The following is a 13,325-nucleotide window of genomic DNA, read 5'->3' as shown; positions in this document are numbered from 1 at the left end:
CCGCAGAGACCGCCTCCGACAACGCCGCCGGGGCCGGCTCCGATGGCGCCTCCGATGGCGCCTCCGAGGGCACCTCCGACTACGCCGCCTGGGCCGGCTCCGATGGCGCCCCCGGGGCCGCCGTCAAGACCGCCGCCGATGCCACCGCCACGACCGCCGTCGTAGCCGCCGTATCGACCGCCGTCGCGGTCGTTCCCGCGCCCGGGCGCGATGGCGAGTCTCCTGTGTCCGTACCGGCGCCCGCACTGGAACGTCACGTCGTACATCTCGCCGGGTCTGACGTTCCGGTCGACCAGGGCGGTGCCCGAGCCACGGCCCCTGGGTATGGTCACCGCTTCGAAGGCGCCCGAGTAGACCGTGGCGTTGTCGTTGCAGCCCTGCACAGGCAGGTTGAGCCGCCCCCCGGGTTCGACCGACGCCGGCTGCACGTTGTAGCCGAACCCTCCGATGCCGCCGTCGCCATTGGCGACGGGCCCCGTGCATCCGGTCAAGGCCAGGGCGCCGATGCCCAGCAGGGCGGCCGAAGCGACGCGTATCGCGCGCATGGTGAGCCTCCAGGTCTCCGAGGAGCCTCGCTGCGGACCTTCCGCCTGCGCCAGGAATGCACCTCGATGAGCGAAACGCTAAGAAAGGGGAGGTCCGGGCGCGATCTCAGTCGTACGAATGGGGGACGACCCGGCGTGGCGACGGGGGAGGAGAACCGGAGGACGGCAGGGCGGGCGCGTGCCCCGCGCCCGCCCTGCGTGCCGAGGGCCACCGTCGAGCGGCCCGTCACCCGTGAAGGTGCGGGAACAGTGCCAGGAAGGGCTCCGCGGAGTCCGTGATGCCCCGGCTGTAAGGCGCGTCGAAGTCCCAGATCAGAAAGAGCAGGAACGCGATCAGCGCGGAGAAGAGCCCGGCGAGGATCAGCTCACGGGCCGTGCGCCGGATCTGCAGGGCGAACACCATCCCGATGGTGACCACCGCCCCGCCGATCAGCCCGAACCACACCACCGGCGGCATGGTCGAGCCCGTCGCATCGGAGCGGGCAGCCCGTGCGGTGTCCGCAGCGGTCACCTGCTCGATGAGCGGCTGGTACGTCTGGGCCTGGAAGTCCGTCTTCGGCTGGTAGTCGGTGACGTCCTGACGGATCCGCTGGAGCAGTTCCCCGCCGCGAGCGGTCACCTTGCCGTGATGCTCCATGACCTTCCACTCGGTGGCGACGACGTGGCCGACATACGCGTTGACGTCGCCGCGGATGCGGTCGCGGACGTCGGCCGGATAGACCCGGACCCGCTCGGTGATCTCGTGCAGTGCCTGCGCCTCGGCCTGGACGTGGTCCTGGGCGGCATTGCGGGCCTCCCAGACACCGGCGATGGCCAGGCCCAGCACGATGGCGTACACCACGCCGATCCACATCGTCATGTACTCGATCACGTCCGGGGTCTCGGACGGGTCGTCGTCATCGCCGGCCGTGCGCTGCCGTACGAGGGTCACCACGATCACGACGGCACAGGCGGCCGCCATCGCGAGGGCGAGAACAAGCCATTCCGACAAGAGTGCCTCCAGAGATCAGCGCGGGCGCAGTGCGGCGACGGCGCACACCGCGGGCACGGCGATGAGCAAGGTGAACGTGAGGGGTGACGGACCGTCGTGCGGTGGCCGCGGACGGGACACCGCGTGGTACGGCGGATAGTGCACCGGGTACGGCGTGGAGCGGAGAGTCTGCTGGTGGGGGAGCGCCGGGGCCGGAGTGGGAGGGGGAGTCGGGAGGGGGGCCGGTTTCGGCGCCGGCCGGGGGCGCGCCGCGACGGTGGGCGGCGGGGGAGGCGGTGGCGCGGGTTTCGGCGTCGGACTCGGCTTCGGGGGCGGAGCAGGCTCGGTCGGCGGCTTGGGAGTGGGGGTGGGTTCCGGGCTGGGGGGCGGAGGCGGACTGGGCGTCGGAGTGGGGCTCGGTGCCGGAGTGGGGCTGAGGCACGGCGGTGGAGTCGGCCGGCGGCCGCCGCCCGCGACCGCCACCGCCTCCGCGCCGTCCGGGCCGGTCGAGGCGTACGCGCACGCGTCGGCCGACGCCGTTGCCGCGGGGGTGCCCGCGAGGATCCACGCCAGCGTCACCAGGGCCAACACCCTTCTGACGGGGGCGGACCGGGTCCGTTCGGGTCGATGCACGACGGAGATCATGAGCCGGTCCGGCCCCGTACACGCCGGAGCCCCGGCCAATTGCCTCGAAGGAGGGAGATCCGGCTTCGCATGGTTTGAGTGATCAAGCCCGGACCGCCACGAGTTGGGTACATCTGCGCGAGGGTGTGCAGGGTGGGCCGGGTGGGTGGCCGAGATGCGACACAGCTACCGGAAAGAAATGTGCGGCTCGATTGAACACATCAGGCACCCCCGCGCGTACCTAGGGCCATACGCGGCGCACAGAGGGCGCCGCAACACCCAAGCGGACAGCAGGAGTTGGAAATGAAGACATCCTGGCGGAGCGCCTCTCTCGTGGCGACAGCTGCGGCCGTGCTGGCGCTCACGACGGCGTGCGGTCAGGAGAGCGGCACCCAGTCGGCGGGCAGCCAGAATGTGGGGGCCACCGCTGCCGCGGGCGGTTTCGGTACCACTACCACCACCCCCGGAAACGGTTACGGTGCCGACTCGACCACCGCGCCGAGCGCCTCGGCCTCCGCGGGCGGGCAGTCCGCGGGCCAGTTGAACGTCGCCGACAACGCGAAGCTCGGCAAGATAGTCACTGACAGCGCCGGCTTCACCCTCTATCGCTTCGACCAGGACACGGCCGAACCGCCGAAGTCCTCCTGCAATGGCGACTGCGCGAAGACGTGGCCGCCGGTTCCCGCCGAGGGCGCCACGGTCGCCTCCGGCATCGACCAGTCCCTGCTCGGCGAGGTCACCCGTGCCGACGGCACCAAGCAGCTGACCATCGCCGGCTGGCCGATGTACCGCTTCGTCAAGGACACCAAGGCCGGTGAAACCAACGGCGAGGGCGTCAAGGGCACCTGGTTCGCGACCGCGCCCACCGGCAAGAAGGCCGGTGCCGCCTCCTCCCTGCCCGGCCTGTCCGTCCGCAACGACCCCAAGCTCGGCCCGATCGTCGTCGACAAGAACGGCAGGACGGTCTACCGCTTCCTGAAGGACAAGGCGTGGCCCGAGCCGGTCTCGGCCTGCACGGGTGCCTGCCTGGAGAAGTGGCCGGTCGTCGCCCCGGTCTCCCCGGACGACACCAAGGGCGTCAAGAAGAAGGGCCTCATGGGCTTCACCCGCCCGGACGGCGCCAAGCAGATGACCGTCAACTGCTGGCCCATCTACACCTTCTCCGGCGACAAGGCCCCCGGGGACACCAACGGTCAGGGTGTGGGCGGCACGTGGTACGCCGTCTCGCCCGACGGCAAGCCGGTCGGCGCGCCCAAGTAGAGATCAACCTCCCCAGGGTCGATCGAATCGCCTCGCCCAGTCAGCCACGGAACGCGGAAGGGAGTGGACCCAGAAGCAAGAGTGCCGGACGAACGGGACACAGGCGTGCACGACCAGGTCCGCCCCCTCCGCACCGCACGGAGGGGGCGGACCGCTTTGGCGTGCTCCGAACCGGGCGGCGGATTCCGGAGTTCCAGAGGCACGTGCCCCAGGTGGTGACCGGGAACGGATGGTCAATTTCCGTTTTTACTCGCTCCGTTGGCGGACGATCAGTAGCCTCAGCTCGAACACCGGATCGGCTACCCCGTCCCCTACGCCTTGGAGAGCTACATGGAGCGTCCCGCCTGGGCGCCACGGAGTATCGACATCTCCGTGCCGAGTGTGTCCCGGATGTACGACTTCTACCTGGGCGGATCGCACAACTTCGAGGTGGATCGGCAGGCGGCGCGCAAGGCGATGGAGTTCATGCCGGGACTCCCGAAGATCATGCAGGCGAACCGGGCGTTCATGCGCCGCGCCGTGCGCTTCGCCGTCGGGGAGGGCATCACCCAGTTCCTCGACATCGGCTCCGGCATACCGACCTTCGGCAACGTCCACGAGGTGGCGCAACAGGCGCACCCGGGCGCGCACGTGGTGTACGTCGACCACGACCCGGTGGCGGTCGCGCACAGCCAGGCCGTTCTCAGGGGCAATGACGACGCGGACGTCGTCGCGGCGGATCTCCGCAAGCCCGCGGAGATCCTGGCGAGCCCTCAGGTCGAGCAGCTGATCGACCTGAACCGGCCAGTCGCTCTCCTTCTCGTTGCCATACTGCACTTCGTGGAGGATGCGGACGACCCGTACCGTGCGGTGGCCGAGCTGCGCGACGCGCTCGCGCCCGGCAGCCTGCTCGTCGTCACGCACGCCTCGTACGAGGGGATCCCGCTCCCGCAGGAGCGGGCCGAGGGCGCGGTCGACGTGTACAAGAACATCCGCAATCCGCTGATCATGCGCTCGCGCGACGAGATCGCGCGGTTCTTCGAGGGGTACGACATGGTGGAACCCGGACTGGTGCCGATGCCGAAGTGGCGGCCCGACACGGCACCAGAGGACGAGGATCCGTATTCCTTCTCGGGATTCGCCGGCGTGGGGCGCTCGGCGTGACCGCGGAGCCGGGTGGACCGGAGGACAGACTGCGCAGGTTCGCGACCATCTGGAGCCGGGCGGTCTTCCCGGTGACCTCGACGTCGCTGACCAGGCCGGAGTTCGAGGAGCGACTGCTGCCACTGGCCCGGCGGCTGAGCGACGCACTGCGGGCCAGGGCGTTCGACGCATCCTCGGCCAGGTCGATCGGCGGGGCGCTCATCGAGGCGCACTGCACCGACCCGGAGGCGCTCAGCCGCACGCTCGACTGCGTCGACGCCTACCTCGTGCTCTACTGCGGCGAGCCGGAGGCCTCCCCGGAGGCGCAGGAGGCGCTGCGGACCCGTTCCTCACGGTTGCAGCACGCGATGGCCGCCGGATTCGCCGACGCACTGCGGGAACGCACTCTGGCCGAACAGGAGGCCATCGCACAGGCCGCCCTCACCGCCCAGGGCGTGGTGGCGCAGGCGCTGCACTCCACCGAGGCCCGCTTCCGAGCGGTCTTCGAGGGCGCGGCCATCGGCATCGGCATCGCGGACCTGGAGGGCAACGTCCTGCAGGTCAACGGTGCGCTGCTGCGTATGTTCGGCGGCTCCGAACAACTGGTGCGCGGCCGCAACGTCGCCGAGTGGACCCACCCCGACGACGCGCCGCAGGTCTGGCATCTGTACGACGAGCTCGTCCGGGGCGAGCGTGAGCACTACCACATCGAGAAGGCCTTCTACCGGCCCGACGGAACGGTTCTGTGGACCAACCTCACGGTGTCCCTGCTACGGGACGCGGACGGTCACCCGCAGTACCAGCTGGCCCTCATGGAGGACACCACCGAACGGCGTCTGCTGAATCTCCGGCTGCGCTACGAGGCCACGCACGACGCGCTCACGGGACTCCCCAACCGCACCCTCTTCTTCGAGCGCCTGGAGAAGGCCCTCGCGGCGGGCGAGGGCCAGCGGTTCGGACTCTGCTACCTCGACCTCGACGGCTTCAAGACCATCAACGACAGCCTGGGGCACGCGGCCGGCGACCGGCTGCTCGTCGAGGTGGCCGACCGGCTGCAGGCCTGTGCGACCGCGCCCGGCGAGATGGTCGCGCGGCTGGGCGGCGACGAGTTCGTGGCGCTGACCACCGGACCCGACACCGAGCGCGAAGTCGACGAACTCGCGGGCCGCATCATGAACGCGCTGGTCACCCCGATCAGCATCGACGGACGCGAGCTGACCGTGCGCGGCAGCATCGGCATCGTCGAAGGGCCGGTAGGAGAACGCGGCCCGGCAGAGGTGCTGCGCAGCGCCGACATCACCATGTACCGGGCCAAGTCCGCGGGCGGCAACCGCTTCGAGCTGGCCGACCCCGAGGCCGACGCACGCGCCATCACCCGGCACGGGCTGACCACGGCGCTGCCCGCGGCCCTGGACCGGGGCGAGTTCTTCATCGAGTACCAGCCGCTGGTGCACCTCGGCGACGGCACCGTGCGCGGCGCCGAGGCACTGGTGCGGTGGCTGCACCCGCAGCACGGCGTGCTCGGCCCCGACCGCTTCATCCCGCTTGCCGAGCGCACCGGGCTGATCGTTCCGCTGGGCCGCTGGGTCCTCGAGGAGGCGGTACGCCAGGCCCGTGCCTGGCAGGAGAAGCACAAGCAGACGGGTCCGCTGCGCATCAACGTCAACCTGTCGCCGTGCCAGCTCACCCATCCCGGGTTGGTGGCCGACACCGTGGACATCCTGGAAGGGGCCGGTCTGGAACCGGATGCGCTCTGCCTGGAGGTCACGGAGTCGGCGCTCATCGGCGCGGACGACGACCTGCTCAAACCCCTGCGCCGGCTGTCCGAGATGGGGGTGGACATCGCCCTCGACGACTTCGGCACGGGCTACTCGAACCTCGCCAACCTGCGGCGGCTGCCGGTGCGGATCCTCAAGCTGGACCGTTCCTTCACCCAGGGCATGCAGCAGTGCCCGGCCGACCCCGTCGACCTGAAGATCGTAGAGGGGATCGTCTCCCTCGCCCACAGCCTGGACCTCGCGGTCACGGTCGAGGGCGTGGAAACCGGCGCCCAGGCCGAGCAGTTGCGGCTGCTGGGCTGCGACACGGCCCAGGGCTGGTACTACGCCCGCCCGGGCCCGCCGGAGCGACTGCACGAGCTGGCGCTGGTGGACGCGACGGGCTGAGCCCTCACGACCGCACCGCCGGAACGGGCCCTGGGTCCGCCGCGCCGTCCCGTACCGCGTCGGCCACCCAGGTCGCGGCCCGGACGAGGGCCGCGGTGGCCGTCGAACAGGACTGCTGCGGCCAGGCGATCGTCAGTATCGCGGGCGGTGCGTCCGGGACGGGACGGTAGACGACGCCCGGGCGCGGATACCGGGCGGCGACCGAAAAGGGCAACAGGGCGACGAGGCCGTCCAGTCCGACGAGCGTGAGCAGTTGGGCGAGGTCACGGCCGTGCTGCCGGATCTCGTCGAGGAACCGGTGCAGGTCGCCGGGGCGGAGGCCGAGGTCGGCGAGGCCGATCCGGTCCCGGGCGGCCAGTGGATGCGTCGCGGCGAGGGCGGCGACGCGCGGCTCGACGGCCAGTGTCTCGGTGTCGAGGCCCGTGCGGTCGAACGGCTCGTAAACGAGGGCGGCGTCGGCCTCGCCGCGACGCAGCAGGCGCGGCTGTTCCAGCCACCCGCACAGGTGGACCGTCACCGGGACGGAACCGGGCTCGGCCGCGTAGCGTTCCAGGATCGGCTCCAGCAGCCCCGCGTCGCCGTCGGCTTTGACCGCCAGCACCAGTTTCGTCTCCGGGAGGGCCGCTCGCTGCGTCCGGCGCCCGGCTGCCTGCAGGGCGTCCAGCGCGATCCTCGCCTCCCTGAGGAGGACCTCCCCGGCGGGGGTCAGCGCGACGCTGTGGGTGGTCCGCTCGAACAAGGTGACGCCCAGTTCCGTCTCCAGCCGGCGGATCGCACGGGACAGGGGCGGCGGGGAGATGCCGAGGCGTTCGGCAGCGCGGGCGAAGTTGAGCTCCTCGGCGACGGCGACGAAGTAGCACAGCGGGCGGGACTCCACGGCTTCCCCCTCGTTCGGTATTACCCTCAGGGTAACAACCGGGAGCGGACCGATCCTTCAGTTCCCTCGCGCCGGAGAGAAGAGTTGACCACGTCTTCCCTACCTGTCTCTCCCGGAGAATTCCATGATCGTCATCACCACCCCGACCGGCCGGATCGGCAGCCAGGTCCTCCACTCCCTCCTCGACGCCGGGGACGGTGTGGGGGCGATTCGGGTCATCGCCCGCGATCCGGCACGCCTCTCCCCGAGGGTGCGTGAACGTGTCGAGGTCGTACGGGGATCGCACGCCGACCCCGACGTCGTCGCAAAGGCGTGCGAGGGCGCCGACCGTGTGTTCTGGCTGGTGCCCCCGACGCCCGGCGCCGACAGCGTCGAGGGCCACTTCCGCGACTTCACCGAGCCCCTGTGCGAGGCGATCGAGCGCCAGGGCATCGAGCGTGTCGTCGCCGTCTCCACCCTGGGGCGCGGGATCGCGAAGAACGCCGGGCAGATATCGGCCTCGCTGGCCATGGACGAGCGGATCGCGGCCACGGGCGTGCACTACCGTGCGCTGTGCCCGCCGTTCCTCATGGAGAACCTGCTCGGCCAGGCCGAAGCGATCCGTAGCCAAGGAGTGTTCTTCCTGGCGAGGACCGCGGACCGGGTCCTGCGCACCTGCGCCACCCGCGACATCGCGGCCACCGGCGCCCGGCTGCTGATCGACGGTTCCTGGACCGGACAGGGCGACGTTCCGCTGGTCGGGCCCGACGTACTGACCCCCGAGGGCATGGCGCGGGTTCTGACCGAGGTTGTGGAGCGGCCGGTCCGTGCGCAGCAGATCCCTGTCGCGGAATACAAGGCGACGATGATGCGCGCCGGGGCGACCGAGGCCTGGGCGCAGGGCCTGGCCGACATGACGGAGGCGCTGAACGACCAGGACTTCTACGGTGCCGACGTGCCGAGCACCCCCGAGACGGCGCCCACCCCCTTCCGCCAGTGGTGCGAGGAGGTGCTCAAACCCGCGGTCCTGGCCTGAGCGTCCGGCCGCCGCGCGGCCCGCCCACCGCTGCAGCGGCATCCGCTGCGGTCATCGCTGCAACAGCATCCGCTGCAGCTCCCGCGCGGCCCGCGGCGGAGCCACATCGCTGCGGTGGGCCAGCGCGATCGTACGGTGCAGTCCGGGTCGGGCCAGCGGGGTCACCCGTAGGCCGCGGCCGGACCGGGTCGCGACCATGCGTGGCACGACGGCGACGCCGAGGCCCGCCCGTACGAATCCGAGGACCGCGTCCATCTCGCCGCCCTCCACCGCGAAGCCCGGCTCGAAGCCCTCGGCGCGGCATGCGGCCACGGTCAGTTCCCGCAGGTCGTAACCGTGGCGGAACATCACCAGGCGCTCGCCCTCCAAATCCGCCACGCGGACTGTACGGCGGCCGCCGCCGGGCCTCGGGGCGTCGGGCGAGGACACCACGACCAGGTCCTCGCGCAGCACCTCCACCGTGGTCAGCGCGGGGGAGGGGGTGGGCAGGGGGAGCACGATCAGAGCGAGGTCGAGGGCGCCGCGGGCCAGCTCCCGTACGAGGTCGTGCGAGCCGCCCTCCTCGATCAGCAGCCGGATGCCGGGATAGCGGTCGTGGAAGGCGCGCAGCACGTCCGGCAGCAGGCCCGTGCACACGCTCGGGGTAGCGCCGAGGCGTACCCGGCCGCTGCGCAGCTGCACCAGCTCCTGCACCTCGTGCCGGGCCGTGTCCGCGTCGGCGAGGATGCGGCGGGCCAACGGCAGCAGTGCCTCACCCGCGTCCGTGAGCGTGATGTTGCCGCGCGCCCGGAGGAACAGATCCGCCCCGAGCTCCCGCTCCAGCGCCTTGATCTGCTGCGACAGCGACGGCTGGGCGACATGGACCAGATCGGCGGCCCGGGTGAAGTGCCGGGTCTCGGCGACCGCCACGAAGTACTGGAGCTGCTGGAACTGCACACAGTCAGCATAGGGGATGCATAGGGGTTGCCTATCGAAACCAGGCGGACCATGTCTTGGACCGATGAGGACCTTCGGCCCTAGCGTTTTGAGCCATGGCTCTGGCAACGCGGACGGACCGACGGCCGTCCATGGCACGCACCGTGTGGGACAGCTCCGTCGGTAAGAAGACAGTGATGGCGGTCAGCGGCCTGATCATGCTGCTGTACCTGGTCGTCCACATGATCGGAAACCTGAAGATCTACTTCGGGGCCGGTGAGTTCAACAACTACGCCCACTGGCTGCGCACCATCGGCGAACCGTTCATGCACTATGAGTGGACGCTGTGGCTCATCCGGATCGTGCTGGTCGTCGCCGTCGTCGCCCACGCCGTCTCCGCCTACCAGCTCAGCCGCCGCGACATCAAGGCGCGCCCCAGCAAGTACATGCACAAGAAGCCGCAGGCCACCTACGCCACGCGCACCATGCGCTGGGGCGGGATCATCCTCGGCCTGTTCATCGTGTGGCACATCCTCGACCTGACCACCGGCACCGTGCACTCCGGCGGATTCCAGGAGGGCCACCCGTACCAGAACGTCGTGGACACCTTCTCCACCTGGTACGGCAACGTCATCTACATCGTCGCGATGCTCGCCCTCGGTGTGCACATCCGGCACGGCTTCTGGAGCGCCGCCCAGACGCTCGGCGTCGGCAGCCGCACCCGCGACCGGGCGCTGAAGACCATCGCCAATGTCCTAGCGCTGCTGCTCACGGCCGGGTTCATCGCCGTACCCGTGGGCGTGATGACCGGAGTGGTGAGCTGACATGACTGCTTCCGCCGAATACACGGACTACGCGACCGGTGAGCCGGTCGTCGACACCAAGGCCCCGTCCGGCCCGATCAACGAGCGCTGGGACAAGCGCCGCTTCGAGGCCAAGCTGGTCAACCCCGCCAACCGGCGCAAGCACACGGTGATCGTCGTGGGCACCGGACTCGCCGGCGGCTCCGCGGGCGCCACGCTCGCCGAACAGGGCTACCACGTCGTCCAGTTCTGCTACCAGGACTCTCCGCGCCGCGCCCATTCCATCGCCGCACAGGGCGGCATCAACGCCGCGAAGAACTACCGCAACGACGGCGACTCGGTCCACCGCCTCTTCTACGACACCGTCAAGGGCGGCGACTTCCGGGCCCGCGAGTCCAACGTCCACCGACTGGCCCAGATCTCCGTCGAGATCATCGACCAGTGCGTGGCGCAGGGCGTTCCGTTCGCCCGCGAATACGGCGGCCTCCTCGACACCCGCTCCTTCGGCGGCGTCCAGGTCTCCCGCACCTTCTACGCCCGCGGCCAGACGGGCCAGCAACTGCTTCTCGGCGCCTACCAGGCGCTGTCGCGGCAGATCGCCGCCGGAAACGTGGAGATGCACCCGCGTACCGAGATGCTCGACCTGATCGTCATCGACGGACGGGCCCGCGGTATCGTCGCCCGCGACCTGATCACCGGGAAGATCGACACATACTTCGCGGACGCCGTCGTCCTCGCCTCCGGCGGCTACGGCAACGTCTTCTACCTGTCGACGAACGCCATGAACTCCAACGCCACCGCCATCTGGCGGGCGCACCGCCGTGGCGCGTACTTCGCCAACCCCTGCTTCACCCAGATCCACCCCACCTGCATCCCGCGCACCGGCGACCACCAGTCCAAGCTCACCCTGATGAGCGAGTCGCTGCGCAACGACGGCCGGATCTGGGTGCCGAAGGCCAGGGGCGACAACCGTCCGCCGAACGAGATCCCCGAGGACGAGCGCGACTACTACCTGGAGCGCATCTACCCGTCGTTCGGCAACCTCGTGCCCCGTGACATCGCCTCCCGCGCCGCCAAGAACGTCTGCGACGAGGGCCGTGGCGTCGGCCCCGGCGGCCAGGGCGTCTACCTCGACTTCGCGGACGCGATTGTGCGCATGGGCCGCAAGAAGGTCGAGGAGAAGTACGGCAACCTCTTCGACATGTACGAGCGGATCACCGCGGAGAATCCGTACGAGGTGCCGATGCGGATCTACCCCGCCGTGCACTACACGATGGGCGGCCTGTGGGTCGACTACGACCTGCAGACCACCATCCCGGGACTCTTCGCGATCGGCGAGGCCAACTTCTCCGACCATGGCGCCAACCGCCTCGGGGCCTCCGCGCTGATGCAGGGCCTCGCCGACGGCTACTTCGTGCTGCCGTCGACGATCAACGACTACCTCGCGCGCAACCCGCACCAGGATACGGTGACCGTCGATCACCCCGTCGTCCAGGAGGTGCTGGCCGAGACGCAGGACCGGCTGGGCCTGCTGCTCGCCGTCGACGGCGACCGCACCCCCGACTCCTTCCACCGCGAAGTCGGCGAACTCATGTGGGAGTTCTGCGGTATGGCGCGTACGGACGCGGGCCTGCGCAAGGCTCTGGAACGCATCCCCCAGATACGCGAGGAGTTCTGGCGGCGCATCAAGGTCCCAGGTACCGGCGAGGAGTTCAACCAGTCGCTGGAGAAGGCCAACCGCGTCGTCGACTACCTGGAGCTCGCCGAGCTGATGTGCCTCGACGCTCTGCACCGCTCCGAGTCCTGCGGCGGCCACTTCCGTGAGGAGTCCCAGACCCCCGACGGCGAGGCCGCCCGCAACGACGAGGAGTTCTCCTACGCGGCCGCCTGGGAGTTCACCGGCACCGGCGAGGCTCCGACCCTGCACAAGGAAGACCTGGTCTTCGAGTACGTCCACCCCACTCAGCGGAGCTACGCATGAAGCTCACCCTGCGCGTCTGGCGGCAGAAGAACGCCGGCGCCGAAGGCGCCATGTCCACGTACGAGGTGGACGGGATCTCGCCCGACATGTCCTTCCTGGAGATGCTGGACACCCTCAACGAGGAGCTCATCCTCAAGGGCGAGGACCCGGTCGCCTTCGACCACGACTGCCGCGAGGGCATCTGCGGGGCGTGCTCGCTCGTCATCAACGGCGACGCACACGGCCCGGAGCGCACCACCACCTGCCAGCTGCACATGCGGTCCTTCAAGGACGGCGACACGATCGACATCGAGCCGTGGCGGGCCTCGGCCTTCCCGGTCGTCAAGGACCTCGTGGTCGACCGTTCGGCCTTCGACCGGATCATCCAGGCCGGCGGTTACATCACCGCCCCCACCGGCTCGGCGCCCGAGGCCCACGCCACGGCCGTACCGAAGGCGGACGCCGACTTCGCGTTCGAGCACGCCGAGTGCATCGGCTGCGGCGCCTGCGTGGCGGCCTGCCCGAACGGCGCGGCGATGCTGTTCACCTCGGCCAAGATCAACCACCTCAACGTCCTGCCGCAGGGCGCGCCCGAACGCGAGACCCGTGTGCTGGACATGGTGGCGCAGATGGACGAGGAGGGCTTCGGCGGCTGCACCCTCACCGGCGAGTGTGCCACCGCCTGCCCGAAGGGCATCCCGCTGGTCTCCATCACCAGCATGAACAAGGAGTGGCTGCGCGCGACCCGCAAGGCGGGCCGCCGCTAGGGCCTGTCCTTCGGATCAGGAGGGCGTCGACGCGATGGGGGTCCCCCGCGCGAGCGAAGCCGGGCGTGGGGGAGTCGGCAACCGACGACAACGCCGCTGGGGTCCCCCTCTGGGGGGAGTGCGTGCCAGGGCCCGCGACGCCGAGCTGGTCCGAAAGACAGGCCCTGGCTGCAGAAGACGGACCGGCGCCGCTCGGGACGGGGCGGCGCCGGTCGTAGCCGTTCGCCGGCAGGGTGCGGACGGGCGGGGCCGGGCGGGGTGGTCGAACACCGCCCCGCCAACCCCCCCACCCACCGGTACCC

General features: G+C 70.3%; 11 protein-coding genes. 7 read left to right on the top strand and 4 right to left on the bottom strand.

Translation table 11 applies throughout. The annotated features are described in order from the left end of the window. Positions 1 to 545 (bottom strand): hypothetical protein (locus ABT186_RS40425; protein ID WP_351929330.1); only part of this gene is annotated, 545 nt, incomplete at its 3' end. A gap of 226 nt (positions 546 to 771) precedes the next feature. Further along, on the bottom strand, positions 772 to 1,536 hold the full coding sequence (locus tag ABT186_RS40420; RefSeq protein WP_351231074.1) for a bestrophin-like domain: 765 nt from the start codon (positions 1,534 to 1,536) through the stop codon (positions 772 to 774). 906 nt (positions 1,537 to 2,442) lie between these two features. Between ABT186_RS40420 and ABT186_RS40415 the strand changes: the two genes are divergently transcribed. The 3 genes from ABT186_RS40415 (at position 2,443) to ABT186_RS40405 (ending at position 6,686) form a co-directional block, all read left to right on the top strand. After that, a complete protein-coding gene (locus ABT186_RS40415; RefSeq protein WP_351231076.1) occupies positions 2,443 to 3,399 on the top strand; it encodes an SCO0930 family lipoprotein in 957 nt (318 codons plus the stop codon). A 330-nt stretch (positions 3,400 to 3,729) separates the two neighbouring features. Next, positions 3,730 to 4,542 (top strand): SAM-dependent methyltransferase, encoded by an 813-nt coding sequence (locus ABT186_RS40410; protein WP_351231078.1) that lies wholly within the window; start codon positions 3,730 to 3,732, stop codon positions 4,540 to 4,542. Next, on the top strand, positions 4,539 to 6,686 hold the full coding sequence (locus ABT186_RS40405; protein ID WP_351231080.1) for a putative bifunctional diguanylate cyclase/phosphodiesterase: 2,148 nt from the start codon (positions 4,539 to 4,541) through the stop codon (positions 6,684 to 6,686). Before ABT186_RS40410 ends, ABT186_RS40405 begins: the two co-directional genes overlap by 4 nt. A 4-nt stretch (positions 6,687 to 6,690) precedes the next feature. On the opposite strand, the gene ABT186_RS40400 is transcribed toward ABT186_RS40405, so the two are convergent. Next, a complete protein-coding gene (locus ABT186_RS40400) occupies positions 6,691 to 7,563 on the bottom strand; it encodes a LysR family transcriptional regulator (RefSeq protein ID WP_351231082.1) in 873 nt (290 codons plus the stop codon). Positions 7,564 to 7,687: 124 nt separating this feature from the next. Here ABT186_RS40400 and ABT186_RS40395 point away from each other — a divergent pair, with 124 nt between their 5' ends. After that, positions 7,688 to 8,578: an NAD(P)H-binding protein gene (locus tag ABT186_RS40395; RefSeq protein ID WP_351929328.1), complete on the top strand. Its 891-nt coding sequence runs from the start codon at positions 7,688 to 7,690 to the stop codon at positions 8,576 to 8,578. A gap of 51 nt (positions 8,579 to 8,629) precedes the next feature. Here the strand turns inward: ABT186_RS40395 and ABT186_RS40390 are convergent, their stop codons facing one another. Continuing rightward, positions 8,630 to 9,514: a LysR family transcriptional regulator gene (locus ABT186_RS40390; protein WP_351231086.1), complete on the bottom strand. Its 885-nt coding sequence runs from the start codon at positions 9,512 to 9,514 to the stop codon at positions 8,630 to 8,632. A gap of 131 nt (positions 9,515 to 9,645) precedes the next feature. On the opposite strand from ABT186_RS40390, the gene ABT186_RS40385 reads away from it, so the two are divergent. The 3 genes from ABT186_RS40385 to ABT186_RS40375 are packed head-to-tail and all read left to right on the top strand — an operon-like array spanning position 9,646 to position 13,023. Next, positions 9,646 to 10,317 (top strand): succinate dehydrogenase, encoded by a 672-nt coding sequence (locus ABT186_RS40385; RefSeq protein ID WP_351231088.1) that lies wholly within the window; start codon positions 9,646 to 9,648, stop codon positions 10,315 to 10,317. Position 10,318: 1 nt separating this feature from the next. Then, positions 10,319 to 12,277, top strand: a complete 1,959-nt coding sequence (locus ABT186_RS40380) for a fumarate reductase/succinate dehydrogenase flavoprotein subunit (protein ID WP_351929326.1) — start codon at positions 10,319 to 10,321, stop codon at positions 12,275 to 12,277. Next, positions 12,274 to 13,023, top strand: a complete 750-nt coding sequence (locus ABT186_RS40375) for a succinate dehydrogenase/fumarate reductase iron-sulfur subunit (protein WP_351929324.1) — start codon at positions 12,274 to 12,276, stop codon at positions 13,021 to 13,023. Before ABT186_RS40380 ends, ABT186_RS40375 begins: the two co-directional genes overlap by 4 nt. Positions 13,024 to 13,325: the final 302 nt, after the last annotated feature.

Source organism: Streptomyces sp. NPDC001634, from assembly GCF_040298185.1.
Taxonomy (GTDB): Bacteria; Actinomycetota; Actinomycetes; order Streptomycetales; family Streptomycetaceae; genus Streptomyces.
The sequence above is the reverse complement of the archived record's forward strand: the minus strand, read 5'-3'. Positions and strand labels throughout refer to the sequence as shown.

Coding starts and splice junctions, on each gene's coding strand:
- ABT186_RS40380 (WP_351929326.1), top strand. CDS start 10,319: ATGACTGCTTCCGCCGAATACACGGACTACGCGACCGGTGAGCCGGTC.
- ABT186_RS40395 (WP_351929328.1), top strand. CDS start 7,688: ATGATCGTCATCACCACCCCGACCGGCCGGATCGGCAGCCAGGTCCTC.
- ABT186_RS40415 (WP_351231076.1), top strand. CDS start 2,443: ATGAAGACATCCTGGCGGAGCGCCTCTCTCGTGGCGACAGCTGCGGCC.
- ABT186_RS40410 (WP_351231078.1), top strand. CDS start 3,730: ATGGAGCGTCCCGCCTGGGCGCCACGGAGTATCGACATCTCCGTGCCG.
- ABT186_RS40385 (WP_351231088.1), top strand. CDS start 9,646: ATGGCACGCACCGTGTGGGACAGCTCCGTCGGTAAGAAGACAGTGATG.
- ABT186_RS40375 (WP_351929324.1), top strand. CDS start 12,274: ATGAAGCTCACCCTGCGCGTCTGGCGGCAGAAGAACGCCGGCGCCGAA.